At 59.8% G+C, this 25,911-nt stretch carries 29 protein-coding genes and 1 pseudogene; 26 read left to right on the top strand and 4 right to left on the bottom strand.

The genetic code is table 11. The features are described from left to right. Positions 1-24 precede the first annotated feature (24 nt). A complete protein-coding gene (locus E308F_RS08550) occupies positions 25-354 on the top strand; it encodes a hypothetical protein (protein WP_216364497.1) in 330 nt (109 codons plus the stop codon). Continuing rightward, the gene (locus E308F_RS08545; RefSeq protein ID WP_141264525.1) at positions 351-1,037 is read left to right on the top strand and encodes a pilus assembly protein TadG-related protein; all 687 of its coding nucleotides are present in this window, start codon (positions 351-353) and stop codon (positions 1,035-1,037) included. The genes E308F_RS08550 and E308F_RS08545 overlap by 4 nt, the downstream gene beginning before the upstream one ends. Here E308F_RS08545 and E308F_RS08540 read toward each other — a convergent pair. After that, positions 1,021-1,614, bottom strand: coding sequence for a hypothetical protein (locus E308F_RS08540; RefSeq protein ID WP_141264524.1), 594 nt, complete (start codon positions 1,612-1,614; stop codon positions 1,021-1,023). The two genes, E308F_RS08545 and E308F_RS08540, sit on opposite strands and share 17 nt — an antisense overlap. On the opposite strand from E308F_RS08540, the gene E308F_RS08535 reads away from it, so the two are divergent. From E308F_RS08535 to E308F_RS08490, 11 genes are all read left to right on the top strand, one after another. After that, the gene (locus tag E308F_RS08535) at positions 1,601-2,470 is read left to right on the top strand and encodes a hypothetical protein (RefSeq protein ID WP_141264523.1); all 870 of its coding nucleotides are present in this window, start codon (positions 1,601-1,603) and stop codon (positions 2,468-2,470) included. The genes E308F_RS08540 and E308F_RS08535 overlap by 14 nt on opposite strands. A gap of 99 nt (positions 2,471-2,569) precedes the next feature. Continuing rightward, positions 2,570-2,767 (top strand): hypothetical protein, encoded by a 198-nt coding sequence (locus E308F_RS08530; RefSeq protein ID WP_141264522.1) that lies wholly within the window; start codon positions 2,570-2,572, stop codon positions 2,765-2,767. Positions 2,768-2,857: 90 nt separating this feature from the next. Beyond that, positions 2,858-3,055 carry a hypothetical protein gene (locus tag E308F_RS08525; RefSeq protein WP_141264521.1) on the top strand — a complete coding sequence of 66 codons (198 nt, stop codon included), beginning with the start codon at positions 2,858-2,860 and terminating at the stop codon, positions 3,053-3,055. A gap of 81 nt (positions 3,056-3,136) precedes the next feature. Beyond that, positions 3,137-3,301: a hypothetical protein gene (locus E308F_RS15830; RefSeq protein WP_172613642.1), complete on the top strand. Its 165-nt coding sequence runs from the start codon at positions 3,137-3,139 to the stop codon at positions 3,299-3,301. A 16-nt stretch (positions 3,302-3,317) separates the two neighbouring features. After that, entirely contained in the window at positions 3,318-4,091 is a 774-nt protein-coding gene (locus E308F_RS08520; RefSeq protein ID WP_141264520.1) for a dolichyl-phosphate beta-glucosyltransferase, read from the top strand. Further along, positions 4,043-4,669, top strand: a complete 627-nt coding sequence (locus E308F_RS08515; protein ID WP_253260462.1) for a class I SAM-dependent methyltransferase — start codon at positions 4,043-4,045, stop codon at positions 4,667-4,669. Before E308F_RS08520 ends, E308F_RS08515 begins: the two co-directional genes overlap by 49 nt. Further along, positions 4,641-5,177 carry a prepilin peptidase gene (locus E308F_RS08510; protein WP_141264518.1) on the top strand — a complete coding sequence of 179 codons (537 nt, stop codon included), beginning with the start codon at positions 4,641-4,643 and terminating at the stop codon, positions 5,175-5,177. The genes E308F_RS08515 and E308F_RS08510 overlap by 29 nt, the downstream gene beginning before the upstream one ends. A 2-nt stretch (positions 5,178-5,179) precedes the next feature. Next, positions 5,180-5,884 carry a spermidine synthase gene (locus E308F_RS08505; protein ID WP_141264517.1) on the top strand — a complete coding sequence of 235 codons (705 nt, stop codon included), beginning with the start codon at positions 5,180-5,182 and terminating at the stop codon, positions 5,882-5,884. After that, a complete protein-coding gene (locus E308F_RS08500) occupies positions 5,881-9,117 on the top strand; it encodes a TadE/TadG family type IV pilus assembly protein (RefSeq protein ID WP_307722587.1) in 3,237 nt (1,078 codons plus the stop codon). Before E308F_RS08505 ends, E308F_RS08500 begins: the two co-directional genes overlap by 4 nt. A gap of 55 nt (positions 9,118-9,172) precedes the next feature. Next, positions 9,173-9,682, top strand: coding sequence for a hypothetical protein (locus E308F_RS08495; protein WP_141264515.1), 510 nt, complete (start codon positions 9,173-9,175; stop codon positions 9,680-9,682). Beyond that, on the top strand, positions 9,630-10,229 hold the full coding sequence (locus E308F_RS08490; protein ID WP_141264514.1) for a hypothetical protein: 600 nt from the start codon (positions 9,630-9,632) through the stop codon (positions 10,227-10,229). Before E308F_RS08495 ends, E308F_RS08490 begins: the two co-directional genes overlap by 53 nt. 99 nt (positions 10,230-10,328) lie before the next feature. Here the strand turns inward: E308F_RS08490 and E308F_RS16180 are convergent, their stop codons facing one another. Then, positions 10,329-10,820: a hypothetical protein gene (locus tag E308F_RS16180; RefSeq protein ID WP_216364495.1), complete on the bottom strand. Its 492-nt coding sequence runs from the start codon at positions 10,818-10,820 to the stop codon at positions 10,329-10,331. Between the two features lie 222 nt (positions 10,821-11,042). Between E308F_RS16180 and E308F_RS08480 the strand changes: the two genes are divergently transcribed. Continuing rightward, positions 11,043-12,404, top strand: a complete 1,362-nt coding sequence (locus E308F_RS08480; RefSeq protein WP_141264512.1) for an ATP-binding protein — start codon at positions 11,043-11,045, stop codon at positions 12,402-12,404. A gap of 410 nt (positions 12,405-12,814) precedes the next feature. Here the strand turns inward: E308F_RS08480 and E308F_RS16895 are convergent, their stop codons facing one another. Next, a complete protein-coding gene (locus tag E308F_RS16895) occupies positions 12,815-13,291 on the bottom strand; it encodes a hypothetical protein (protein ID WP_373995958.1) in 477 nt (158 codons plus the stop codon). 15 nt (positions 13,292-13,306) lie between these two features. On the opposite strand from E308F_RS16895, the gene E308F_RS16890 reads away from it, so the two are divergent. From E308F_RS16890 to E308F_RS16175, 6 genes are all read left to right on the top strand, one after another. Further along, the gene (locus tag E308F_RS16890) at positions 13,307-13,735 is read left to right on the top strand and encodes a hypothetical protein (RefSeq protein WP_373995957.1); all 429 of its coding nucleotides are present in this window, start codon (positions 13,307-13,309) and stop codon (positions 13,733-13,735) included. A 324-nt stretch (positions 13,736-14,059) separates the two neighbouring features. After that, positions 14,060-14,548, top strand: a complete 489-nt coding sequence (locus E308F_RS08470) for a copper amine oxidase N-terminal domain-containing protein (RefSeq protein WP_141264510.1) — start codon at positions 14,060-14,062, stop codon at positions 14,546-14,548. Positions 14,549-14,662: 114 nt separating this feature from the next. Further along, entirely contained in the window at positions 14,663-16,525 is a 1,863-nt protein-coding gene (locus tag E308F_RS08465; protein ID WP_141264509.1) for a hypothetical protein, read from the top strand. 131 nt (positions 16,526-16,656) lie between these two features. Next, positions 16,657-19,323 carry a hypothetical protein gene (locus tag E308F_RS08460; protein ID WP_216364494.1) on the top strand — a complete coding sequence of 889 codons (2,667 nt, stop codon included), beginning with the start codon at positions 16,657-16,659 and terminating at the stop codon, positions 19,321-19,323. 90 nt (positions 19,324-19,413) lie between these two features. Beyond that, entirely contained in the window at positions 19,414-19,614 is a 201-nt protein-coding gene (locus E308F_RS08455) for a hypothetical protein (RefSeq protein ID WP_141305197.1), read from the top strand. 25 nt (positions 19,615-19,639) lie between these two features. Continuing rightward, complete coding sequence (locus tag E308F_RS16175) at positions 19,640-19,915, top strand: hypothetical protein (protein WP_141305198.1); 276 nt, start codon at positions 19,640-19,642, stop codon at positions 19,913-19,915. Positions 19,916-20,165: 250 nt separating this feature from the next. On the opposite strand, the gene E308F_RS08450 is transcribed toward E308F_RS16175, so the two are convergent. Next, positions 20,166-20,591, bottom strand: a complete 426-nt coding sequence (locus tag E308F_RS08450) for a hypothetical protein (protein ID WP_141264506.1) — start codon at positions 20,589-20,591, stop codon at positions 20,166-20,168. Positions 20,592-20,637: 46 nt separating this feature from the next. Between E308F_RS08450 and E308F_RS15825 the strand changes: the two genes are divergently transcribed. The 6 genes and pseudogenes from E308F_RS15825 (at position 20,638) to E308F_RS08425 (ending at position 25,872) form a co-directional block, all read left to right on the top strand. Next, a complete protein-coding gene (locus E308F_RS15825; protein WP_172613882.1) occupies positions 20,638-21,504 on the top strand; it encodes a copper amine oxidase N-terminal domain-containing protein in 867 nt (288 codons plus the stop codon). Between the two features lie 204 nt (positions 21,505-21,708). Then, a pseudogene (locus E308F_RS16885) lies at positions 21,709-22,197 on the top strand (type II secretion system protein GspG); the annotation flags it as partial. Positions 22,198-22,341: 144 nt separating this feature from the next. Beyond that, positions 22,342-23,664 carry an Ig-like domain-containing protein gene (locus E308F_RS08440; RefSeq protein WP_428846035.1) on the top strand — a complete coding sequence of 441 codons (1,323 nt, stop codon included), beginning with the start codon at positions 22,342-22,344 and terminating at the stop codon, positions 23,662-23,664. A gap of 146 nt (positions 23,665-23,810) precedes the next feature. Beyond that, positions 23,811-24,221 carry a hypothetical protein gene (locus E308F_RS08435; protein ID WP_141264504.1) on the top strand — a complete coding sequence of 137 codons (411 nt, stop codon included), beginning with the start codon at positions 23,811-23,813 and terminating at the stop codon, positions 24,219-24,221. Continuing rightward, on the top strand, positions 24,221-24,688 hold the full coding sequence (locus tag E308F_RS08430; RefSeq protein WP_141264503.1) for a hypothetical protein: 468 nt from the start codon (positions 24,221-24,223) through the stop codon (positions 24,686-24,688). The genes E308F_RS08435 and E308F_RS08430 overlap by 1 nt, the downstream gene beginning before the upstream one ends. 296 nt (positions 24,689-24,984) lie before the next feature. Then, positions 24,985-25,872, top strand: a complete 888-nt coding sequence (locus E308F_RS08425) for a hypothetical protein (protein ID WP_141264502.1) — start codon at positions 24,985-24,987, stop codon at positions 25,870-25,872. Positions 25,873-25,911: the final 39 nt, after the last annotated feature.

Raw genomic sequence — 25,911 nt, 5'->3', positions numbered from 1 at the left:
GAGAAGGTGGACCCTTTTTCCGCATTGCAAAACGGCGGCGATTTCTACCTGGCCCAGAAAGTCGCCGAATTCAGCAATTGGACGCTGGTCGCCGTACAGGGCGTTCCTTTTCTCTTCCTGCTTGTGACGGCGGGACACGCCGTGTTGCGCTGCTTTCTCACCCCGGTCCTGGGGCGGGCCGGGGCGAGCCTGGTGGCCCTGTCCGTCGTTTCCCTGGCCGTGGGTGCATTTTCGGTCAGGGCCGTCCACCAGCCTGTCCTGGCGTGGGCGTTGGTGGCGTGGGCGGCGAACGCCGCGGGCGCGGCGTCGTTGGAATTGTTCTCGGCGATCAGGAAGGTCGGAGGTGGAAAATGATAAAGGTGTCCGGACGGATCAGGTATTTCTTTTCCGGCGAGCGCGGCACGGCCGTATTGATCCTGCTCCTCATCGTACTTTCGTGCGTAATCGGCGTGCTGGGGTTCGACTACGCCAGGGCGCACGCCGTCCAGGCCAGACTGCAGACGGCTGCCGACGCCGCTGCCCTAGCCGGGGCGATGCAAGCGGAGATCGTGCCGGAATACGAATACGTGATGTACGACGGAAACGGCAACGTGACCACCGACCCCGACAGGGCCGTGAAGGTGGAAGCGAAAGTCGTCGGGTATCACTGCGACCTACGGCAAAAAGCCGTACAAGCGTGGAACGCCGCCGCGGCAGCTTTCCGGCGGAACCTGACGGGCGAAAAGGTGCCCGTACAGGACATCGCTTGTCCGCCGGTTGCCGGGGCTGTGCCCAACCCGACCGCCGGCTACGCTTTCGAGGCGGACGTGGATTGGTCCGCGCCAAAATACGCCCGCGACGGGTCGGTCTACTACGACCAATACAAGGTATCCCGCGCGGAAGCCGGGGCGAGGTCGTACCTGCTCGTGCCGCTCTTCAGGATGATAAGCGGGCAGGACGTTTTCCAATCCCTCGCTTCCGCCCCCAGGCCCGCAGGATGGAGCGGGGCGGTGAAGGTGGCCGGTAAGGGGGTGGCCCAGGCTATCCCGGCGCAATGATAAAAAGCGGTTTTCTGAAAGACAAAATAATCACCGCCTTATGCCTGCTGGCCGTCGCAGCCCTTGCGATGGCCGCGACGGCGGCTTGCGGCGGTTCGCTGGTACAGGGCGACACCTTCTGGCACTTGAAAGTCGGGGAATGGGTCCTCTCCCTCAAGGAAATCCCGAAAGCCGACCCGTTCTCCTGGACGGCCCCCGGCGCCCCCTGGCACGCCCACGAGTGGCTGTGGGAAATCCTTGCCGCCGTCTTGTGGCGCGTCTGCGGCACGCGCGGCTTGTGGGTCTTAACGGCCGCTGGGGTGGCCCTGGCGGCGGCGTTTTCTTTCCTTTTAGCGGCGCGGCGGTCCGGCAGTCCGGCATGGTCGCTGGCGTGTGCCCCCGTTTCCCTCGCGTCCCTCGCGGCTTTTATAAGCGCGAGGCCGCACGTGCTCGCCCTGAGTTTTCTTACGGCATGGCTCTGGCTCCTGGACCTGGCGCGGGAAAAACGTTGGGCCGCCGCGTGTTTACCCGTCCTGGCGGCCGTCTGGGCGAACGTCCACGCTTCCGCGCCGCTGGGTCCCCTGATGGGGATCGTCATGCTGTCCGCCGACGCCCTTGCGAAAAAGCAGGGCGTCGTTGCCCGCCAATTCGCGGGCGCGGCCGCAAGTTTTCTGGCCACGGGACTGAACCCATGGGGCTTCGGCGTGTGGGGGTTCGCCTTAAAGGTCGGTTCGCACCCGGAAATGATCAACACCATAAACGAGTGGCTGTCGCCGGATTTCCACTCGCCTTTTATGCTCCCTGTATTGGCGGCGGCGATATTGCTGTTCCTCCTGCCGCGCGGCGACGCCGCGTTCCGCCTCCTGGCCGCCGGGGCGTTCCTGGCGGGCCTCGTCTCCATGCGGCACCTTGCCGTTTTCGCCGTGCTCTGGCCCGCCGCGGCTGCCCCGGCGCTGGCGGCGCGTTTCTCCGGTCCGGGCATGAAAATCGCGGCTGCGACGGCACTCGTCCTGACGGCGTTGGGGCTTACGGCCACCGTCTCTTCCCCGCCGCCCGCATGGCCCGGTAGCGGTTTTCCCGAGGCCGCTGTGTCCTATATGGTAAGGGAAGGTTTGACGGGCCGGGTGTTCAACTACTATACCTGGGGAGGGTATCTGATCTGGCGGGGGGTCGAGCCGTTCATCGACGGCCGGGCGGATATGTACGTGCTTTCCGGATCGGGCGTGATGGACGACTACGACCGGGCCGAAGGGATCCTCCGGCCGCCGGAGCCGGACGCGGTGTTCGCCAAGTGGGGGGTTAAAACGGTGCTGATGCCGTCCGATTCCTGGATGGCCCTGTACCTATCCCGTAATCCTGATTGGCGGGAAGTCTACAGGGACAATGCGGCGGTGGTGTTCGCCCGCACGGTCGGGCCGGGAAGCAAAGGTTTGAATGCGGCCAATATTCAATAGCCACTTGAGTTTTTCTAAAACGGCGGCGCAAAAAAAAAAAGAAAAGCCAGGCAATCTGGCCTTTCTTTTTTGAAATATATGGAAAGGAGGCGAACTCAAGTGTTCAATCTGCTGAAGCATTTCCTCAAGGGCGACAGGGGCGAAGCCGTCACGTGGATCGTGCTGGTCATCATCGGCGTGATCCTCGCGGTGGCCGCGTTCTTGAAATTCAAGTCCTCACCTGGCAACGTGGGCAACGAGATAAGCGGCGCGGCAAGCAACGCTGCCCAAGGTTTGAACGCAGTAAAAATTCAATAGTTGGTTCAGTTTATTTTAAACAACCGCACACAAAAAAATCTGATCACCCTGGTTTTTTTATTTAAAACATTTTACAGGAGGTGAACCCAAGTGTTCAATCTGCTGAAACACTTCCTCAAGGGCGACAGGGGCGAGGCCGTCACGTGGATCGTGCTGGTCATCATCGGCGTGATCCTCGCGGTGGCGGCGTTCCTGAAATTCAAGTCCTCGCCCGGTAACGTGGGCAACGAGATAAGCGGCGCTGCGAACAACGCTGCGAGCGGCCTTAACACTGTACGCATTCAATAGCGTCGGCGTACCCGGAACGGCCCGGTCTTTTCGTGAGACCGGGCTTTTTTTTTCAAAATCATTTTTCCGGGGGGATAAGCGATGTCTAAAATTTTGCGTTTTCTGCGGAGCGACCGGGGGGAAGCCGTACCCTGGATGGTGGTGCTGATCATCGGGGTCATCATGGCTGTGACGGTATGGAAATATATAGGCCCCGGTTTGAAAACAGCCGCCCAGAAGATGGGCAATTCCCTGGCGGGCCAGTGAAAGGACGGCTAGCATCATGTTGAGCGTAGTAATACCCGCGTACGACGAAGAGGACCGTTTGCCGGACGTCCTTAAGGTTTTGCGGGGACACCTCGCGGGGCAGGAATATGAAATTGTTGTGGTCGACGATGGCTCTTCCGACCGCACGGCTGATGTCGCGGGGCGTCACGGCTGCCGGGTGGTCCGCCACCCGGCCAACATGGGAAAAGGCGCGGCGGTGAAATCCGGCGTCCTCGCTTCCAGGGGCGACATGGTGCTGGTTACGGACGCCGACTTGGCGGCGCCGATTACGGAATTACCGAAACTAGAAGCGGCGCTTGCGGGTGGGGCGGATGTAGCCGTCGGCTCCCGCGAGGCGACGGGGGCGAAGGTATGGAGGGCTTCTTTCAAGCGGAAAGCGGCGGGGAGAGCGTTCAACCTTCTGGCGCGGCTCATGACCGGGCTACCCTACCGCGACACCCAGTGCGGCTTCAAGCTGTTTAAGGGGTACGCCGCGAGGGCGCTTTTTTCCCGCGCCGGATGCCGTGGATACTGTTTCGACGTAGAAATCCTGCTCCTGGCCCGGCGGCTGGGGCTGGTCGTAAAAGAGGTGGGTGTGGAATGGCGCGACAGGCCGGGCTCGAAAGTGAGGCTGTTGCGGGACGGGTGGAGGATGTTCCGGGAATTGCTGGAGATCCGGCGAAAGTTCGCCGGGAGCTTTTCTCCGGCCATTCCTGGTATTTCCGCGCCAGGCGGCGTTTCCTGTCCAGCGTCGTCGCCCGACACCTGCCCGCGGCGGGAAGCCGGGTGATGGACGTGGGCTGCGGGGACGGGTGGCTGGCGGGGTACTTTCCGCAATACGAATGGCACGGGGTCGAGCCCGACCCGGCGCTGCGGAAGTCCGCCATGGCGAACGGCGTGCGGGCCGTGTCCGGAAGGGCGGAAGAATTGCCTTACCCGGACGGGCATTTCGATGCTGTGTGCATGTTCGACGTGCTGGAGCATCTACCTGACGATGGCACGGCCCTGGCGGAAGCAAGGCGCGTATTGAGGCCCGGCGGGCTGCTCTTCGCCTCCGTACCCTTGCACCCGCGGCTGTGGTCGGCCCACGATGAGGCTTGCGGGCATTACCGGAGGTACCGGAAAGGGGAATTGGAGCGTGCCGCGAGACGGCACGGGTTCGTCCTCGCAGAGCGGCGGTTCTTCGTCTCTTTGTTCCTTCCGGCGGCCGCGCTGGCACGGGCGGCCGGGGGCGGCGGCCCATCGAGGCTGCCGGGTTTCCTGGACATTTTGGCCGAGAGGGCGCTCTCGCTCGACGCCAGGCTGCGGCTCCCTTTCGGCTTGAGCGAGGTGGCGGTTTTTGAACGTCTTGACCGTTTCGACCGTTAGTTTCGCCGGGGCGCTGGCGGCGGCCGCCGTCGCCGCCGTCGCGGCGGTTTGGGACGCCCGCACCATGACCATCCCGAATTGGCTCACCTACCCGGCGATGCTTTTGGGCCTTTTGCTGGGGGCCGCCTCGGGACGGGCGGTTCCTGCCGCCGAAACGCTGGGGGTATGCTTTTTTGCGGGCTTTTTCCTCTGGACGCTCGGGGTCTTCGCCGAAGGGGACGCGAAGCTGTTCGCCGCCCTCGGCCCGCTGGGCGGGGCGGACGCGGCTTTCCTCGGGCTGGCCCTGGGGTGCGGGCTGCTCTTGGCCGCCGTGGTGCCTATGCGGGTCCGCCGCGCCGGGCTCCGGCGGTGGCTGGCGGAGGAAAAGAAGGCTCTGTTCTTTATCTTATTGGGCGGCAGGCTGAGGCAGGAAGACGTTCCCTCCGGGTTCGACCCTGTTCCTTTCGGGCCGTTCCTGTGTGCGGGGTTCGTCGCGGCGTCAGTCCTTCTTGGTTTGGGGGTGGTTTAACTTTGGAGCTTTTGAAGCGTGTCTGCTTCGCGCTGGTGGGCGAAAAGTCGGTGGCCGAAATTTCCAGCGAAGTTTTCGGTTCCCTCTATGTGACGGACGCCGTGTGGGCGCCGCGGCGGCACCTCCGTTCCAGCCTCTTTACCGTGCAGACCGTGCTCGACCGCCGCGATCCGTCCACGCCCCGCACTTTCCCGCTGAAAGCGGCGGCGGAGGCTTTAGCCGAATGCCCCCCCTCCGGCGACGTGCTGATCCTCGGCCTTGGCGGCGGGGCGTTCGCCCACGTCGCCCTCTCTTTGCGGCCGGGAGTCAATGTGGTCGCCGTGGACCCCGACCCGGCGGCGGAAGAGGCCGCCCGGCGGTATTTCGCCCTGCCGCCGCATGTCGAGGTGGTCCGGGAAGACGCCCTGGCGTACCTGCGCCAAGCGGCGGAAGGTCGGTTCGCCTTTGTTTTTATAGACATTTTCGACCGCGGGCATACGCCATTCTGGCTAGGGGAATTGGCCCCCTTAGTGAGACATGCCGTGGTGCCCGGCGGGACTGCGGCGGTGAACACGACCAGAATCCACCCTTTCGACCGGAAGCAGGCCGCCGCAGTTGCGGCTTTTAAGGCGGCGTTCCCGGAAGTGAAGGTAAAGCGGTTTCCTCCGGTGCCGCCGCGCAACGAAGTTTTGATATGCTGGAAACGACTTAAAAAAAGAAAGGGGTGACCCGCTTGCGTAAACGTTTTTTACACCTCAGCGGCTTCTTACGCCATTCCCGTGCCTCTTCCCCCGTGGTGACGGCGGTCATCCTGCTACCCCTCCTGATGGCCGTCGCCTGGGGGTTCGCGTGGTTCGGCCACATGGCCGACGCCAAAAACGTTGTTGAGGAAGCCGCCCGTTCGGGGGCCAGGTGGCTGGCCTCCCACCCCGGAGACATTGAGGGCGCGAAATCCCGCGCGGCGGACGTGGTCCTCGCCGCCCTCAATCAGGGCAAATCGTTCATCCCCGGCGGGGCAATTTCGCAAGATTCCCTTAACAACGTATTGGTCGGCAGGCTGATCAAGACGGGCAACGGCTACGTCATCAACGACCGCACGCGGGGGCCGGTGAAGGTGAAGCCCGCCAGCCCGGGCGTCAAAAGCCAGATGGACGCCCTGGCAGGCAAAGTGGTGGTGGCGGACGGCGATTGGGCCGAAGCGAACGTGTTCCTGGCGAAAGTCGCCACGACCGACCCGCCGGAGACGCAAGCGATGCAGCAGGTGGGAGGGATTTCCGGCAGCCAATCCGGCACCCAGGGCAGTCAAACGGTAAACCAAACGCGCCGCCCGGGCCCGTTCCCGGCGGCCGTTTTGGCGAAATACGGGCAGGGAATCTGGGGAACGGGGTGGGCTCAGGGGTGGCCTGACCCCAACGCCTGGTGGATATGGGGCCAACCCGGGGCCGGGGAATGCGCACTGAACGGCCAGGAAGTGACGCTGACGTCGCCGGTCTGGTGGACCGCTGGCTATGACAAGTACCGATTATATGCTGTGGCGGACGATTGGTTCAACGTGCGGGTGGACTCGACCGATGTCCTTCAGGGTTCAGGCCAGGGCGTGAAGACTTGGGACTGGGAGCCGGGCCCCAGACGCCCCGTTCAGTTCGTGGTAACGGCCCGGAACGACTACGGGCCGACGGGGTTCTTATGCACGGTGAAGCAGACGGGGTGGCACTGGCCCGTATCGTATCCGCCACAATCACTCTCAAACGGCTTAGTAAAATACCCCGAGTGGACGGTCCCCTACGCGCAGTGGGTGACCGTCACAGCGAAAGACCGGTACGGCCGGGCGGCTCCAGTTTACGTTGGAACGGGTAACGCGGGGAGTCCCCAAAACATCTCCACCAGCAATGCCCTCCGGTTGCAGGTGAGCTCCCACAGGGCAGATGTGTGGAGCAACCCCTGGTCACCGCCCGGCGGGAGGAAGATAAAGAGGATCTACGTCAAAGGGAAGAGCGAAAGGAACTACGACTACGGCTACGTTTACGGGTGGAACGGGTCGTCGTGGGTGCTGCTGGCCCAAAGGTGCAGTCCCGGATATAACCAGGAATACGACGAATGGATAGATGTTTCCAGTTATAACGTCACCCGGATAAAGACAAGGCTGACCACAGACAGGAGCGTGCTGTACAGCCCGACCTACGTGGACGTGCCCGTGGTGGAAACGGAAGCGTCGGGGTGGGTAGCGACCGGAAACGGCACGGTTCAATTTTACGCCTACCCTAACACGAAGTATTTTGTGTGCGTGGGTACAGGGAATGGCGATACTCAGTCTACCGGCGGTGCCCTCCGGGTACAGGTGAGCTCCCACAGGGCCGATGTGTGGAGCAACCCCTGGTCGCCGCCCGGCGGGGGGAAGATAAAGAGGATTCACGTCAAAGGGAAGAGCGAAAGGAACTACGACTACGGCTACGTTTACGGGTGGAACGGGTCGTCGTGGGTGCTGCTGGCCCAAAGGTGCAGTCCCGGATATAACCAGGAATACGACGAATGGATAGATGTTTCCAGTTATAACGTCACCCGGATAAAGACAAGGCTGACCACAGACAGGAGCGTGCTGTACAGCCCGACCTACGTGGACGTGCCCGTGGTGGAGGTAGAAGCCCAGTCAGGGCAGGGTTATGACGTCACCGTAAATCTCGACGGTGGGGTCGTCCTTCATTCCGACTCTTCGTGGACATACACTCCTGTCGACGGCGTGGCCTACGGCGCGGCGACCCTGCCGCAGAGGGTCGTGCCCGGAGGGGAATTCACCGTGAAGATCAGCGCTACCAACCTCGCCCGGAAGGAATGGTTCGCTTCCAGGCCTTCCTGGTGGCCCGGCAATTGGAACAGCCCCGATTCCTGGCGGACGAATTTTTCGTACCACTGGTACGACGACAAAGGGAATCTCGTCGTCCAGGACGGCTTGAGGACGGGCCTGCCGCAGACCGTGCAGCCCGGCGGGTCGGCGAACCTCGACCTGAAAGTGAAGGCTCCTCCTCAACCCGGCAAATACAGGCTGGTCGTCGACGGCGTCCAGGAATACTGCGCCTGGTTCGGCCCGCTGCAGGGGGTCAACTGGCCGACGCTGGAGGCGTGGATCGACGTGGGGGGTATAGACTACGCCGTCTCCTACAACCCCGCTTGGGCGCCGAAATACATGGAAGCGGGCAAAACTTATAACCTCCAGATTACGGCCCGGAACGACGGGGGCTTGACCTGGACTCCCCAGGGGCGGTTCGGCCTCTCGTACCATTGGTACGACAAAAATACCGGCAGGGTCGTCGTCTGGGACGGCTCGCGGGACTACGTGGACTACGCCGTGGCCCCGGGCCAGTCTTACACGTTCAACCTGCCCGTGAAGGCGCCGTCGAAGCCCGGCACGTACACCCTGGAAATCGACATGGTGCAGGAAGGCGTGACCTGGTTCAAAGACAAGGGCTGCCCGGTCTTGCGGGCAGACGTGGAGGTTCCCCAGGGCGACGTCCTCAAAGGCCCCCTCACCTTTGACGGCGAGGACTACTGGGTGGGGAACACCATCGTGAGGTCTGCCGGACCCGACCTCTCCCGGTTCGCCGGCATGAACGCCGTACTCTGGGGCCAGAACACGGGCCAAGTGGAGCGGTTCTTCCGCGTGAAATCGATCCAGGAATACGCGCCGGACGATTGGTCAGCCCTGGTGACGTTCGACCCGGACAAGGACGTCCTCTGCAACGACCCGAACAGGGGCGATCCCCAGGCCCAGGCCGGCGACCCGGTGAGCAAGCCGAGGACCGACAACTTCGCTTATTGCCGGGTGACGTACCACTACCCGGTTCCGCTGCAGGGTTTGTGGAAGATGTTGTCACATACGGGCGTGCCGGCGTGGCGCGGCGAGGAGCCGCCCTCCCGCAGAGTGGTAGGAGAGGCGTATTTCGTGTCCGGCGAGGCCGGGAAATAGCGAGCGACTTGGGCGGTAGTTCGACCGCCCTGTTTTTTTAAAAGGGGTGATGCGTTTGAGGGCGCGGGATTTCGTTTCCGGCAGCCGGGGGGAGGTGGTGCCGTGGCTTCTCGTGCTCCCCCTGATCTTCTTCGTCTTCTTCTTCGGCGCGACCTATTTGTACTTGGACGCCGCCAGGTCGGGCGCAGCGATGGCCGCCAGGGCGGGGGTCAGGGAATACGGCGTGCTTCTCGGACAATTCGACCCGGCGGCGGCGTCGGCCTGGGCCACCATCAAGGTGAAAAAGGTTTTGGCGGAAGAGGGGCTTCTCGATTCTTCCGACAGCCTCCTGCCGCCGAACCAGCCGCCGCCAAACGGCAAACGGGGGGCGAGCGTGGAGCTCGCAGACTACGGCGAGTGGGTGAATTGTGCCGTGACCTACTATCTGCCATGCCCGCTGCCCGGCCTGCCGAAGCTTTTGCCGGGCATAGCGCGCCCGTCCGACGGGCCGTGGTGGCGCTCGGGCGGCCATTTTGTGTTCAAGGTGGCGGCCGCGGCTAAGAAGGAATACCGGTATAACCAATAGAGTTTATTTAATCGAATTTTCCAAAAACCGAAAAAAGGGGGAAACGTGTATGCCCGAAGAAGGCTTCGACGCGGCGGCGCGAAAAGGGGTCAAGGCGGCCGGCAGGATAGCCGCGGCGGCCGCCTCGCTGCCGCTGCTGGCCGCGGCGGCCGGGGCCGCGGCGGTCCGGCTGCTCCCGGCGGGGGCGGCTGGATGGCAAACCGCTGCTTCGGTCCTGGCGGCGGGGGCCGCTGCCGCCGCAATCGGCGCGGCGGTAGGCCGCTCCGGGGCGCGGCAGGTTTCGCGGGCGTTCGCCGAAGCGGCGGCCGCTTCTTCGCCGGCCGTGGCCCTGCCGGACGCACAGAGATTGCTCGCCGGGCTGAAGGAATTGGCGGAACGGGCGGCCTCTGTTGTCGGGCGGGAAAACGAGCGGCGGCGAAAGCGGCTGGAAGAGGCGGCCCGGACGGCCGACGAAGCCCGCCGTTTGGCCGTGCTGCTCGCGGAAAAATTGGACGTCCTGGCGGCCGCGTGCGGGGAAACGGTCCGAGACGGCACGGATTCTGAATAGCCGGACGCAAACTTTAAGGCAAGCCAAAAAACCATTAAAAGGAGTGGTCTCATGTATATCCGCAAAAGCGTTTTAGCCCTGTCAATCGTCCTCTCCTTGTTAGTCGGCGTAGCGGCAGGCTTCAGCGGGGGGTATTACAAATACGTTTCCCTCCCGAAGAAGCAAGCCGTGGAGACGGCCAGGAAACAGCAAGAAGAATTGCAGAAGATGGTCCGCAGCGGCGAGGCCGTGGCCGTAGAGCCGGACAAGATCACCGTCAAGGTCGAAAAAGGCGGCGGCGACGTCGGCCAGACCGTCACGGCGAGGACGAACGAATACACCTCGGTCCAGATCGGGATGGGCTTCGTGAACCGCCCGGGCGAGAAGCTGGACCTGACGAAATGGTTCAAGGCTGGCGACCAGGTGGACGTCCTCTACAAAGACGGCCAGGCGTTGGCGCTGCACCGGGAATTGCGGCCCGGCGAACAGCAGCCGCAGCCGCCGGCCCCGGTAGCCCCTGTACAACAGGAGGCGACGCCGCAAGAGCCGCCGGCGCAGGGGCAGCAGCCGCAGCAGCCCACGCCGGGGCAGGGGCAGCAATAACAGCGGCACGCCGTGGAAAAGAGGCACGGGGCGGGTGAGCGAGGGCTTTCCTCGTCCCGGTTTTTTTGGGTGATTTATAGATCCGCCGCGGGAAAACCCACCCTACAAAAAGACATTTTTTCATGGTGGTCTGAAGCTGGTTCTATTTCTACGCCGGAAAGACCCCGGCGTTCTTTTTTGTTTGAACGGCTTCGAAAAAAAAAATTCGCGGCACGAAAGGAATGATTCTTTTTGACCGCCATTCTCGGCACGGTTTTGACCTCGACCTACGACACTTTCTCTTTCCAATCCGACAAAAAAGTCCCGGCCGGCACTTTCGTCGCAACGCCGCTGGGAGACGATGCTTTCCTGCTCGGCCGCGTGACGGAAGCGAAGGCTTCGAGGTTAGACGCTACGATTTACGAGGCCGATATCCTCCGGCGCGGCGGGCCGGGGAAGGACGGCGGTTTCGACTTTTCCGCCCCCGACGAGCTCGCCGACCCGGGCGCGGAGGTTTACGCGCCGCCGCTGAAAGCCGCGGCCGCGGCCCTCGGGCTGGACGCCGACCCTGCCAAATCGCTGTTCGTAGGCCGCGCCGGGGACCTGGACGTCTGCCTGCGCCCGGAAAGCCTGTTCCGGCACGTCTTCGTCGGAGGCACCACCGGGAGCGGGAAATCGCATTTCGCCGGCGTGCTCGTGGAGGAATTGGCGAAGCTGCATCTCCCCGCCGTCGTCATAGATTCCCAGGCGGAATACCTGGACCTCGCCAGGTCGTTGGGCGGCAAGGCGGTTGAGCCGGGGCGCGACTACGCCGTGCCGCTGTCTTCCCTGACAACGGAAGAGGCCGCCCGGATGGTGGCCGCCCTGGAAAGCGCGGCAGCCCGCGACCTCTTCATGTTTTCCTTCTCCGCTTTGCAAGCGGAAATTACGGCGGGCCGACGGTCGGGGTTCGGGCTGAAAGATCTATTGAGGCGTATGGAACAGGAAGGCTTGCACGCGCTGCGGATGGATGGCTACGAATTGCGGGTGGCGATGGCCCGCGTGGAGGCATCGATCAAACGTCACCGCTTCCTGGGCGCGAAGGAATTTAATCTCGATTGGGCGGTCCTGCTCAAGTCTGGGAAGCCTGCGGCCGTCGATTGCTCCAGCCTGGACATGCTCCAGCTCCAGCTGGTCGTGGGCGCGACCATGCGGGAGCTACAGCGGCTGCGGGCGGCGGGGAAAGTGCCGCCGTTCGTCCTTTTTTTAGACGAAGCACACCTTTTAGTGCCCGCGGAAGGCGACGCCCCGTGCAAACAGGTGATCAGGGAATGCGTCCGCGTCGGGCGGCACTACGGGATAGGCGTCGTATTGATAACACAGAACCCGATGGACGTCGACCGGAAGACCATAGCCCAATGCAACACGCGGGCGATCTTCGCCCTGGAGCCGGACCAATTGGCGGTCTTGCGCGGCATTAAAGCGGACGCCGCCCCATCGGTGCTGCGGGGTTTGCCTAAATTTCCCCGCGGGACGTGCCTTTTGACCGGGACCTACGAGACGGTCAGGCACGCGGTGGTGGTGAGGGTGAGGGAAAGGTTTTTCGCGGGAAGGGGTGTTTTTCCTTGCTCATAAAAGCGTTTTCTTGGGCAATCATTGGCTACGCTTTCATCTATGCTTTTTTGTTGCCGTGGCAGTCTGGAATGGGACATTATATCTCTTGGGAAAGGTGGGTCGGAGGGCATATAGCCGCTCTCTACGCCCGGTTGGGGAAACTGGCGGCGGGGCCTTCGCGCACGAAGTTTTCGCTTTTGCTGTTGGCCCACGTGCCCGACGGTATCCCACTTATCTTGTGGGGTGTGTCGGCGTGCCTGTGCACGGTTTTCCTGTCCAAAGGGATATGGGAGACTCTGTTCGCACGGATTGACGGGGCTTTGCCGCCGAACGAAGCGAAACTCTTATTGATTGCGTGCCTCCTTCTTCCGATCGCAATGTTCGTTTTGGCCAGAAACGCCGCCCGCACCGCCGTTTGCGGGTTGTGTACATCAACGGGCGAAAAGGAAAAGGGTCAAAAAGAACGCCAAGATTGCACCAGCCTGCGACACCGCGAAGAGGTACTTTTGCCGTGTAGTTTTTGGCAATTCTTCTGGCCAGAAACCTCTCCCTTGGTGGCGGACCGCGAAAAGAATCCTTTCTCCGTCCGTGTTGTCTCCGGCGGAATTGGCGACCACGCAGGCTACCCCGAATGCCCCGAAAAGCCCGATGTGCCATTTGAGCAAGCCGCCCGAGCGTGCGGCGACCGCGAGGGTAAGTGCGGAAAGCACGGCGGTAGTGCCTATCCCGCCGAGGGAGACGGCGATTTGTTTGGCCGGGGTGGGCTGGAGAAGGCGGGGCCTTTCCGGGTCTCCGACGAATCCCGAAGGGATGGGCGTGAGTCCGAAAAGGAACCTCGTTTCTCCGAGGCGTCGGAAGCGGTATTCTTTGACACAGATCTGCACGACGCGGGGGGTGATTCCGAGCAACTTGCAAACGAAGTAATGACCGGTTTCGTGGAAAAACGTGTGCAAATAGCAGCAAAGATAGCAGAAGGCGAGCTCGGCCCCGGCGACAAACCAGAGGAACAGCGGGGGGATTCGGTCGGTACCAGAAGCAGTTTGAAGCTTTTCCAAGAAGCTAAAAAGCAGCCCGTCAAAAATACGGAAAATGAAAGAGCAGATTATTTCGAGCAAGACGACGCCCTCCTTAAAATCTGGTATATTACTCTTTTGCCGATTTACTCATTTTTCCTGCTTCCCACCGCATTTCGTTCCAGGCTTGATTGGTGGGCTGATAAGAATACCCGTAAAGACAAATCAAAAATCTTCGTCGTTTTATCTTTCGCAGGATGGGCCGCATCTTGGCTGGCTGAAGCGTACATGATGGGCGTTGCTGCCGTTGCCATCTGCTGGCTGGCGACAAAATTTTGAAAGACGCCAGGGTCGGCTGCCGGGGTGATGTTATAGGAAGGGGGATTGGCGAAAAATGGCGAAATCTGAAGAAAAACGCCGTGAGGATTAGCGATAAAATCATTTTTTCATACTATCATTAACCAATACTGCCAGATTGTTACAAAATAAGGTAAGTTGGATTTGGCAGAGCAGGCAAAAGATGTTAAAATAATGTCAAAGAAAGTCAAAGGAAGGGTGAGGTTACTCGGAATAGTCAAACAAGGTCAAAAGAGGAAAAACCAGGGAAATCATAGAAAAACTTCAGGATACCAAGATCAACCTTAAAGAAGGAGTGTGGTTTTCATGACCCGCAAACTTAACTTTATCGCCGCTTTCCTCCTGGCCGTGACGCTGGCCTTGGCGGCCGGGGGCGTGGCGGAGGCGAAGAGCATAAATGCTACTTTTTGGGTAGGAAGAGATTTCTATGTTTTTACTGACAGCACAGGGGAAGTACAAGGAAATAATCCTACAATGGATGTCGTTCCTTTTATCGAAAATGACCGTGCCTACGTCCCGGTGCGCTACCTGGCCTACGCCCTGGGCGTGGCGGAGAAGGACGTCGCCTGGGACGACGAGACCCAGACCGTGACTCTGAGAATGGACGGTACCACGCTGGAGCTGAAGGTAGGCGACAAGACCCTCTACGTCGACGGCAAGCCCCAGGTGATGGACGTGACCCCGCTTCTCAGGGACGGCCGTGTGTTCCTGCCCGCCAGGTTTGTGGCCGAGGCGTTCGGGTATCACGTACTGTGGAATGACATTATGCAACATATAAAAATATATTTGTCATAATGAAAAAAGATATATAAACCCAAATTCTTAACTACAATTCAATACAAAGGGAGATCGGATTTTTTGATCTCCCTTTTTTTATTATAGAAAATACAACGAAGGAGGTAACGCAAAATGCGCAAACTTGTTTTTATTATGTTGCTCTCATTTTTAATCATAGTCTTCCAGATACGCACGGCTTTGGCAGCGGATTGGGCGCCGCCGATAAGCCCCCCGCCGGGTTATAACAATTTGATCTATGCTTATAATGAGGGCGCTTTTTTCCAGTTTTATTTAACGAACCCGTTTGAATTGGAAAAGTACAACCAGAATTACTGGAATGACGCTGATATCATTTCACCCGGTCAATTTCCGCCGGAGAGCCGCTTCGCCGCCGACCTTTTGTTTGCGCCGAACAACCGCGTCAACGGCCATCTCGTGATCGGCGACGGCTACGGCTTCGTTGACCCGAACAATCGGACCGCCCCGCCGCCGTCGGACTTGATTTATTGGCTGAAAGCCCTGGAATGGCCCATGACGGGAAACTATTATAACGTCACCGACGCCGGGCAGAAGCAGGGGAGCACGGCGGTAAGAAAGATTTTTTATCACATGCTGTTTGGTACTGATTTTTATGCATATCCAGATCCTACAAATGCTTCTAATCTTAATCCTTTATTAAAAGAACAAGCGGTTCATGATGGCCCATCTACAATATATGATGTGATTAATAATGGCCAATATAGTTTTTATGCAATGCAATATGATTCTAGTCTTCCCGAAATTGGAAATATGATGTATATGTATTTCTTCAACTTCACCCGCGACGCCGCCATCGGCTTTTTACACCGGGTATACACGATATCCCAAGGCAATTTCGGCAAATCCGTCCGCATCGCCGAAATCGGCTGCGAGCTCAAAAAAGTCGCCTTCACCGTCGACCTCAGCGTGGAGCAATTGACGACCACGGCGCCGGACGCTTCCGGCGAGGCGACTTTCGGGGCGGTAGTCAAAAACCTCTCCCCGTTCAATTGCGAAGAGGCTGTCTTCCGCCTCTACACGTGGCCGGACGGCGACCAGCAGCCGACCCTGGTCTTCCAGCAAGAGCTGAACCTCGACCGCGCACAGGTAGCCAGCGGCGTGCCTGGCTCGAGGACTGTCTACGGCAAATACCCGGCCCCGGGTAAAAACTATAAGCTGATCGCCACGATCAACGCTTACTACAATCCGTCCGGCATCATATCGGTTCCCGGCGTCCCAGGCCGGTGGAGCGGCGATTTCTACCGCCCTACATTCGAAGGCCGGACGCCGCCGGGCCTGGGTGCGGCAATAACCGAACCTTACTACAGCAACAACGTGACGACGACCGGTCTGCAGCAGGGATGGCAGCCGCCCGATACCGGCGGCAACACCGGACCTGACGACCTGGCGGTGACGGGCGTCCAGGTCCTTGACGCGCAGACGGGACAGCCGGTTTCCTCGCCGCAGGCCAACCAGCCGTTGAAGGTAAAAGCGAATTTCACGTCCACTTTTAACGTCGGCGGTTGGGCGAAGATTCGCCTTTACAAATACCAGGCCGAGTACAAGCGGCTCGACCTGGTGGACAGCGTGAACGTCTATTTCGAACCGCACGGGACTTACACCAAAGAGTGGGGCAATTACACGGTTGGCGTCGGCCAATACAAGTTTGTCGTTTCTATCGATTATTACAATAACAGCAACGATCCGTCCACTGGGTGGAAAGCAGAAAAGTTCGACGGAAAATACGACGAGAAGACCTACGACAACAACAAAAAAGAAGCCGACCTCACCGGCACGGAACAACCGCCGCGGCGTCCGGAACCCAGGCAAGTCAGCCAGCCCGTGTGGTACCCACCGGTGGTGTGGAAAGAAACGCCTATTTATCAGGAATTCACCGAGCCGATTTATGGGTGGAAAAAAGTGACTTTTATCAAAGAAGAAGCCAACGGCAAGGTCCGGGTGCGCCTTGTACAATAGGTAGCCCGGACCTTTCTAAAAAATTTACCGACGAAAGGGGCGTTGAGAGCGTGTTCAAATCAAGGGCGCTGAAGCGAGCGCTCGCTGACCTTGTCGCGGCCTTGCTCTTGATCTCACTGACGCTGCCGCCGATGCCGGCGTTGGCAGAGCCGAAGCCCCAGTGGGCCGACCTGGTGACGGGCGTGGACGCCAACGGCAACATTGTTACGTCGCACCTTTACGGGTATTACGCCGATATAGAGGGGGTCGGCGAGGCCTTTGTCGTCTGCGATCCCGCGACCGGGAAGGAGACGGGCGAGGCGTACGTCCCCGGCGCGAAGATAGGGGACAGAAAGGTGCAGAAGCTCGTAGGTTACAATAGAAGAAAGGACCTCGACTGGGATCACCCGAAGCAGGTGAACCCGCCCGGGGTAGCTTTGATGATGCCTAACATTCCCACAAGCACCCAATACGATTGGGACTATTATAAAACTACCGGAAAGATCGTCAAAAAGACGATCAATCAGTTTGGCTGGCCTATGAGCTACTCTTTTGCCCGGATGGTTCCGGGGTCCGACCCGGATTACTGGCTCATCGTCGCGACGCTGCAAAACCCCAACCCGTACCCTATCACTGTAAACGCCAATCTCAACATCCGGGACTGGCAGAGTTTTTACAGCGTGGGCGGTACTATAGGATATAACGGGCAAATACCGCTCGGCCCGAACGAGACGAAGTATTTGCTATTAAACCGGGGGCAGAAAAATTATTTCCTTGCTGAGGAATTATGGGTCGACTGGCCGGAACCAGGTTATTCTGAAGCGTACTATTCCGCCGGAATTTCCTCTGTAAACGACCCGGATTATCCGGACATTTTAAAATCAGGCGACCGGCAGGGATTTTTCGTCCCCTACGTCCGGTGGGACGGGACGGATCCGACCGTCGTTCCGCTCATCCCTATGCGGCTGGCGTTTGACTTCAGCTGCTATGCTTACGAAAGAAATCACGGCAGCGACCCCCGGAGGAGCAGGGGATGGCCGCGAGTATCCGGGCACGTCGAATATAACCCGGATACCGGCCTCTGGTCTGTGGGTGTATCTTACCACCATGAAAAACCGTGGTATTGGACGGACCAAGAATGGCAGGCATATCTGGCCGCCGTCAGAAACAACGCCGGAAAGACGCTGACGGCCCTGTTCGCCCGGTGGTACCCGAAGGTGCCATTCTGGTGTGCCTGGTGGGACGACTCTCTGTTAGTCGACGCAGACACCGGTTATTACACCCCGTCTTACAAGGCAGAGTGGCCTTCAGGCCGCCCATCGCTTACCGTAAGCTTTGAATATCTCGAACCCGTTCCGCCGTCCACCCTGCCGCCCGGGGCGAAATCGCTCGCGGAGATCTACGGCCCATGGTGGTGGCTGGCTAACGTCCGGTACGGGGGCTGGCTTTACCAGATGTCCGGCTCCTGGAGTAATGGGTACGAGCTGCCCGCGCCGGTGTTGACCAGCTACGGGTACAGGTGGAATAACCCGATCTGGGAAGGGAATTACCGGCGCTATTCTGTGCGGGAAAGAGACGGAGACACCGACGACGTCTACGTGCCTGACGGTACGGGCGTTTACAAAAGACACGCTGACCCACGCTATTACGATACCGATTGGATGGACGTCATCCCGGTCATCGAAGCGACGCCGATGTTTGTGGAAAAATATACCTTCGTGGCGACCGACGGCAATTTCGGCTACCTGAAAAAAGACGTTGTTCCAGGCTACCTGCTGGAATCTGATACCAAAGACCGGCCGGTGCTGAACGTCGTCACACAGCCGGTCGAAATCCGGGCACGGTGCGGCTATGCTGAATGGCGCAAGACATACAAATACGGCAGGCCGTATTACGGTTACGTGGATGTATGGCACGAATGGGTATGGACGCCGTCGACAGGGTGGCGGTACTTGGGCGAGACGTTGCCCAACCGGAGAGAATGCAGCTCCGACACTGCCATATGGGAGATTTCGTTCAAGTACAACCAAATCGTAAGCGGTAGCAACCCTGAAGATTTCCCCGCGTCCTGGACAGGTAAGTGGGGCGGCGTGCCGTCGCTATATTGGACGGGCGCGGATGCTCTACGGGCGAAGATTAATAGTATGGCTGATTTAGTAAAGCACACCCGTTATTCATATAATGGAAAAAAGAAAACCGAAAGTTACCCGAGGGTGGATTATATAAACGTCGATTCGACGATTTCTCTCCCCGGCGTACCATCCCTAGGCCCGAGGGAGTCAAAGTGGTTGGTCTCTTACGAAAAGACCGCCAGCACACGGTTCTACAAGTCACCTGTCCGCAACAAACACTATTACGAATCATGGACAAAATTTGAAAACAGGGTGTTAAATGAAATAGTATCAGGGATCGTTCAGCCGATACTATCATCCCAGGAAGAAGCCGTCTTCGACGGTGGCGGGCGGTTCGTCATGACGCCGACGTTTAAAACCGGAGAAGGCGGCATCGTCTGCGGCGCGCAGAAGTATTTGGTCCACATGCGCTATACGTGGGACAGCAGGGACGATTGGTACGTCTGGGATCACATCACCAAGCACGTGATCGGTTTTCCCGGCGCGGACGTTACCCTCTGCTCTTATATTACCAGCACGTCCCCGACCGATGGTCTAGTGGTGAAGGGCGGGGATGAGTACCTCGGGACGCTGCTATCGCGGCGGTGGAACGAGATCCCGTTCTACTACGGCGTTCCCAACACCCAGAGGCAATGGCGTTTTTACTATAATGGGCAAATATACCCACCGCCTTACCCCGAAGATTGAGGTGTTTGATTTTGGTGAACCTCCGCCGGGCTTGTCCCGGCGGAGGTTCACTTTACCGATTCCCGGGATGTTCCCGGTAAAAGACAGGGATTGGCCCGGGTGGAAGAAAGCTCCGGCGGAACGTGCGGCCGGCTGGTTTTTGAGCTGCACGCGAAGCGGGCTTTGACGATGAGGTTTCCCTTCCGGGAAGCCGAGCGCCGCCGGGTAGCCAGGGCTGAGATGTGCGGCAAACGGCATTTCGGCTGGCCAAACCGTTCCTATCCTTCAGGTGGGAGCCTGGAACGACGTTAGCACCACCCCGCCGTTTGGCAGCGTCGTGGATCTGGAAGAAGACGGTGGCCTCCGGCTGCCGGATGACGCTCCTCGACTTTGCGGCGTGACTGTTTCGGGCGGGACTCCAGACGCTCGGCTCCGCTTTTCCGCCAGCCGGAAAGCCGGGTTCAAAGCCAGCCTCTCGGAGAGCGTAAACTGCTTTTGCTGTCAACTTTATGATTGGTTGATAGAAGTTGATAGCAAAATTGAAACAGGATGGCAAACAGCTAGTGAAAAAAGTTTAAGGAGGAAAAATATGTTTTCTGTCGAATACAGCTAACAAAAAAGGAAAACGAAGGAGGGATTTGCTTGCTTCTGCGGAAAGTAGCGGTTTTAATCGCGGCACTGTTGCTCTGTTTGGCATTTGAGGGTATTCCCGCTAGACCCGCTTATGCCGCGGAGGAGGTGGCTTTTCAGCGTGTATTAAAAGGAGATATCGTGAAAGTCTGGGTATCACCTGATTTTGCCCGGGACAGCACGGCCTTTGCCTTAGCCGAGTCGTGGCCGGTATCAGGAAACAACCCCGAAGGCTACATCCTGTACCGCAGCACGGACGGCGGCAGGACGTGGGCCGAGGTAAGGTGGCTCATCGATAACACTTTCCATGAGCCGGGGGAAATAGCGTCCGTCAGCGACATGGTTTTTCTCCCGGATGGTACGGTGTTTCTGTCCGGCACTTTCAAGTCAGGCACCAGTTTCCTCTGCAAGAGTACAGACAAAGGCCAGAGGTGGGAGACGGTTGAGGTCGGCGCTTCCGGTGCCCCGTCAAATCTAGAGGCTGCGGGCGACGCTCTTCTCGGCGTTTTCAAACTGCCGCAGCAGAACTTGACGATGCTCAAAGTCTCCCGCGACGGCGGAAGGACCTGGGGCGACGTGTGCTCTGGCGTGGCTGCCCACGACGGTGGCGTGGCGGCCGTAAGTCCGGACGCCTGGGTTGCCGTTCTGGAGGGCGGCAAGGTCGAGGTCACGCTGGACGGGGGCAGGACGTGGCAGGATACCGGCGTGAGGCTTTCTGGGATACCAGCGGGGCCGCGCAGGCCCGGGGAACCGGTCGACATGATCTGGGGAAAGATCGCGGGATGCGTTGAGCCGGACGGGACGATAGTTGCGGTGGCTTGCGGCCCCGGCTCGACCGGGCAGGTCTTCGTTTCGCGCAGCTTAACAGCCTGGGAACGCATTGACCAGGCTCAATTCGCGGTGGGACCGAAGCGTGCCGCCAGCAGGGCGACCTGTGTTTCCGCGGTTCCCGGAGGGATTTTAGCGGTGGGCACGCCGGACGGCTGCGTGTTCGTGAGCGGCGACTACGGCCGCACCTGGAAGCCGATGACGGAGGGCGTGTCGGGCGAAGTCGGTGACATTAAGCTCGCGGCGACCGGGGGTGGCGTGGTGGCCTTCGCCCTGGTCGGGAAGGAGTTGAGACGGGCAGAGATCCCTCGGAATATGTTCCGGGAGGAATCGTCCCAACCGCCTGAACAGCCGCGGGAAATAAAGACGGTAGGGAAATTTAGGGTGGAGAATAGATTTTATGCTGTAGGCGAGCAAGTTTTTGAAATGGACGTTGCGCCGTTTGTCGAAGGCGGGCGCACCTTCGTACCAATACGTTTTCTGGCCTATGCCCTGGGCGTGCCGGAGAGTGGGGTAAGATGGGATCCGTCCACGGAGACGGTCACCCTGCGCAAAGGTGAGACCACGGTTGAGTTAAAGGTGAACAGCAATACACTTTATGCTAACGGCCAGGCCAAACAGATGGACGTGACACCGCTTTTGAGGAACGACCGGGTGTTCCTTCCCGCGAGGTTCGTGGCCGAGGCGTTTGGGTACGAGGTGAACTGGGAACCGTCCACTCAGAGTGTGGTAATTCTTGAATGATCACAGCAAAAAGAAACTAAACGGCGATCATTTTCCGGCGAGAAGCCGGGCTTAACGGCCGCTTCCACCCTGAAGGGCCAGTTTTCACGCGGCCCTTCTATAAATGGCAAAGTCGAGCCAAAAAATGACCGGATATCCTTATTAAAGGGTGTCCGGTCTTTCTTGTTTTTTAAGGTTACGAAGAAAAGGGGGTGAACCAGAATCATGAATTTCATTAACAACTATTATCTTAAGCACGTAGCGTCACCATTCAACACCGAATGTCCGCGGGGTATACGCAAGTTATTTCGGTTTCTTAAAAAAGAATTTGGCTTTACTCTGGTCGAACGGTTGATAGTAGTAGCCATAATCATTATCCTAGCCGCTGTGCTGTACTTGAGATTTGTAGCTTATGCGGAGAGAACACGTGTAGTCCGTGCAATCGAAGATATCAGCAACATGAGAACCGTTGTGGAGGCCTACGCTGCGGATGAAGGCCAGGGGCGATACCCCGTCAATAGCAATGACCCCTCTATACCAAACTCCATCGCATCTGTTATGCAAAAACACGGCATCAAGTGGACGGGGGACGAGACGGGCGTAGCTGATCCTTGGGAAAGGCCATACTACTATTCCCAATTGGTTTCGCAAGAAACAGGGTTGCCAACGGGTTATATCCTCCTTTCAGCTGGAAAAGATGGTATCATCGGGACCGATGACGACATTTACGCTATAGGCGGCGGAGAAGTAACCAGAGGTAAGGTTGCTTTGAGTGCCCTCGGTCTCACGGAGAGCGACTTAGTGCCTTCCAAGCGTCAAGGGGGCGCCGCTAGTTTTGTTCCCGGTTCGCTAATTTTAATGGCCGACAAGTCTGCAGTTCCGGCGGACGGGAAGACGGCAATCACCCTGACCGCCGAAGTAAGGAGAGCGGACGGTAAGCTGGCTCCGGATGGGACGGTGGTAAACTTCTCAACTAATTTAGGCGTTTTGAGCGCCGCGGCGGCTACGACGGTAAACGGTGTAGCCATCGTAACCCTTACGTCTTCCCAGCCTGGCGAGGCTACGATTATCGCATCGAGCGGGGAGGTAACGGCCAGCGTTACGGTAACGTTCAATTCGCCGTCTGGAGGATTGAAAGTTGCCGGGGGTATGTACCATTCCCTCGCCCTGATGTCCGACGGAACGGTTTGGGCGTGGGGGTACAACTACTCCGGCGAGTTAGGTAACGGCATGTTCACCAGACTCAGCAAATTCCCAGTTCAGGTTGCAAACCTTACCGACGTGGTGGCAGTGACGGCGGGAGGGTACCATTCCCTCGCCCTGAAATCCGACAGGACGGTGTGGGCATGGGGATCGAACATCTATGGCCAGCTGGGTGACGGTACTTGGGCCGACCGCTATACCCCAGTTCAGGTAGCGGACCTCTTCGATGTTGTGGCCGTAGCGGCCGGGGATCACCATTCCCTCGCCTTGAAATCCGATGGGACGGTGTGGGCGTGGGGGGATAACGAATTCGGCCAGCTGGGCGATGGCACAATAACCAATCGCAATACCCCGGTCCAGGTTGCAAACCTCACCGACGTGGTGGCTGTGGCGGCTAGTGGTGGTCATTCCCTCGCCCTCAAATCAGACGGTACAGTCTGGGCGTGGGGACATAACTACACCGGCCAGCTGGGTGATGGAACGACGAATAGTCACACCACCCCAGTTCAGGTAGCGAACCTCTCCGGTGTCGTGGCCGTAGCGGCCGGAGCCAATCATTCTCTCGCCCTGAAGTCCGACGGGACAGTCTGGGCGTGGGGAGACAACTTTTACGGTCAGCTTGGTGATGGCACGACGAACAGGCACACCACCCCAATCCAAGTTAAAAATCTCTCCGGTGTAGTAGCAATAATGGCTGGTGCGGAGTATTCCTTTGCCCTGAAGTCCGATGGTATAGTGTGGGCGTGGGGGGCAAACTACACAGGTCAGCTGGGTGATGGCACGACGACCGACCGTTACACACCGGTCCAGGTTGCAAACCTCACCGACGTGGTGGCCGTGGCGGGTGGGGGTTATCATTCCCTCGCCCTGAAGGCTGACGGCACGGTCTGGACGTGGGGGTACAATGGTTATGGTGAATTAGGCGATGGCACGACGACCGACCGTTACACACCGGTCCAAGTATCGGAATTTCAATAATAACTACTAAACTCAAATCTCCGGCCGTTAGGCTTTGAACCCTAAACGGCCGGGGATTTTTTGATCGTTATTACAACGGAAGGAGGTAATGTAGCCGCTTTTCCTCCCTTCCTCACTCGGGGCAGGGTGCTAGGCGGCGATTTTTTATGGAACGAAAACACAAAAAGTGCTTGCTTCCCGTTTCGGCCACTCCAACCGGATCTGCGGCAAAAGGCTTCACCCTGGTAGAGGCCGTCATCATAGCCGCCGTCCTCGCGGTGGCGGCGGTCGTCCTCGGGGGCGTCATGGCCGGGGCCGTCCGGGGGCAGAGGGCGGCGGGCGACAGCTTCCGGGCCGTGTGCCTGGCCCAAGAAAAAGTCGAGCAATTGAAGCCTGTGCCTTTCGACCAGATATCGTCCGAGCCGGAAGCGGACGTGCCGGGCTACCCCGGCTTCAAGCGGTCCGTGACGGTGGAGCAGGTTGACGCCTACACCAAGCGGGTCACGGTGCGCGTCACGTGCCCGGCTCCTGGCGCGGCGGCCCAGGTTTTGGTGTTTGAAAGGACGGCAGACCTCTGATGCGGTGGGCGGGCGATCTTTTTCGCTGCGGCCGCCGCGGGTTCACGCTGGCGGAATTCGTGGTGGCCGCCGGGCTGGTGTTTTTAACGTTTGCCGCCGCCATGGACATCTCTTGGCGGGCGTGGGCAATCGCGGCGAAAATTCGCAGAGAAGCCGAAGCCGCAAACACGCTGCGGGCGGCCGCGGCGTGGGTATCCCACGACCTCTACCGGGCGGCCAGCGCGGCCGCCGCCGGGCCAGGGACGCTGGTCGTGACGACGTCGGGCGGCGGGACGGTTGTCTACGCCCTCGCCAACGGCGGGCTCACGCGGGACGACGGCTCCGGCGCCCGCGTGGTGGCGGCCGGGATAACCGGGGCGGATTTTTCTGTTGTCACCGTGACGGGCGGTAGCCTGGCGACCGCCGAGTTCACCGCGGCCGGGGGAGGGAAGACGCGGATATGCGTTTACGTGTGCAGCGGCGGCTGAACGGCGGCCGGGGCCGGGGGTTCGCCGCGCTGGCCCTCCTCGTCATAGCCGCCGGCGTGCTTTTTACAGGGATGGCGGCGGCCGCCCTGGCCGCCCAATCGGCGAGGTCGGCGGCGAACGACCGGACGGTCGCCCAGGCGCGGTGCGCGGCGGACACCGGGTTCGAGCGGGTGAAGGTTTTCCTGCGGTCCGACCCGCTCTGGTCGGACGGGAGCGTCGCCGTAGGCCCGGTCGACGCCACGTCGGCGGTGGAGAGCGTTACCATCGAGCATTTCGCCGCCCCCGACGGCACGCAGATGGCGGTGGTCACGTCCACCGGCCGCTGCGGGAACGCCCGGGTCACCGTGCGGGTGGTAGTGAAGCTGGGGCAGACGCCTCTGGTGGCCTGTTACGGCGGCGGCGTCAAGCAATTGGCCGCCGGGAGGCCTTTGAGCCTGGGAGGGGCCGCTCTCGTAAAATCGGACATATTGGTCGACAGCAGTTTTTCCGTGGGCGGTAGCGCCGCCGTAGGGCTGCCCGGAGAACGGCGGGCGGTGTACGCCGACGGTGACATAACGGCACAGAAGCCCGGGAGCATTCACGGCGACGTCTACGCCACGGGCGGCGTCAGCCCCGGGGCGGCCACGGGGTCGGCCGTGCCATACTGGCGGCCGCCGCTGCCTTTCCCCGGAATTGAGGATGTCGTCCGGGTGGTCAGCCTGGCCCGATGCACCGCCCAAAGCCTTGAGGCGGCCACGGGGCTCCAGCACTATTTCCCCGGCGACAAAACCTTCACCGTCGGCGAGATGGTCCAATTGGCCGGGGTCTATTTCGTCGAGGGCGACGCGACCGTCCCGGGCGGCGCGACGGCTGCCCGGGCGACCATAGCGGCCGCCGGGAGCATCCGTGTCGCTGGCTCTCTGACGGCCGAAAACCTTTCCCTGATAGCGGGCCAGGACATTAATCTGAAAAACGCCTCCGGCACGTCCGTCGCCATGGCCATCGCGGGCGGCGACGCCGGGTGGGGCGGCACGGGTGGGGGAAACGCCTACTGGTCGCTCCGGTACGGCGCCCTGGTGGCGGGGACGGTCAACGGCGGTTCCCTGCGGGGAAGCGTCGTCCTTGAGCAGAACACAGCCGTCGATTTCAACGTCCTGGCCGCACCCGTCCACACGGCGGCTGTCGTGGCACGAAGCGATGTTTGACGCTACCTACGACATTAAGTTTGGGTGCCACATTGAAGA

This window comes from Moorella sp. E308F (assembly GCF_006538365.1).
In the GTDB taxonomy this organism is placed as follows: Bacteria; Bacillota; DSM-521; order Neomoorellales; family Neomoorellaceae; genus Neomoorella.
The sequence above is the reverse complement of the archived record's forward strand: the minus strand, read 5'-3'. Positions and strand labels throughout refer to the sequence as shown.

Bases quoted from the DNA above. Each gene is read 5' to 3' on its own strand.
- E308F_RS08545 (WP_141264525.1), top strand. From the start codon at position 351: ATGATAAAGGTGTCCGGACGGATCAGGTATTTCTTTTCCGGCGAGCGC.
- E308F_RS08535 (WP_141264523.1), top strand. From the start codon at position 1,601: ATGGGGATCGTCATGCTGTCCGCCGACGCCCTTGCGAAAAAGCAGGGC.
- E308F_RS08540 (WP_141264524.1), bottom strand. From the start codon at position 1,614: ATGACGATCCCCATCAGGGGACCCAGCGGCGCGGAAGCGTGGACGTTC.
- E308F_RS15830 (WP_172613642.1), top strand. From the start codon at position 3,137: ATGTCTAAAATTTTGCGTTTTCTGCGGAGCGACCGGGGGGAAGCCGTA.
- E308F_RS08520 (WP_141264520.1), top strand. From the start codon at position 3,318: ATGTTGAGCGTAGTAATACCCGCGTACGACGAAGAGGACCGTTTGCCG.
- E308F_RS16890 (WP_373995957.1), top strand. From the start codon at position 13,307: ATGACCGGTTTCGTGGAAAAACGTGTGCAAATAGCAGCAAAGATAGCA.
- E308F_RS08470 (WP_141264510.1), top strand. From the start codon at position 14,060: ATGACCCGCAAACTTAACTTTATCGCCGCTTTCCTCCTGGCCGTGACG.
- E308F_RS08465 (WP_141264509.1), top strand. From the start codon at position 14,663: ATGCGCAAACTTGTTTTTATTATGTTGCTCTCATTTTTAATCATAGTC.
- E308F_RS08460 (WP_216364494.1), top strand. From the start codon at position 16,657: ATGCCGGCGTTGGCAGAGCCGAAGCCCCAGTGGGCCGACCTGGTGACG.
- E308F_RS08440 (WP_428846035.1), top strand. From the start codon at position 22,342: ATGGCCGACAAGTCTGCAGTTCCGGCGGACGGGAAGACGGCAATCACC.
- E308F_RS08435 (WP_141264504.1), top strand. From the start codon at position 23,811: ATGGAACGAAAACACAAAAAGTGCTTGCTTCCCGTTTCGGCCACTCCA.
- E308F_RS08430 (WP_141264503.1), top strand. From the start codon at position 24,221: ATGCGGTGGGCGGGCGATCTTTTTCGCTGCGGCCGCCGCGGGTTCACG.
- E308F_RS08425 (WP_141264502.1), top strand. From the start codon at position 24,985: ATGGCGGTGGTCACGTCCACCGGCCGCTGCGGGAACGCCCGGGTCACC.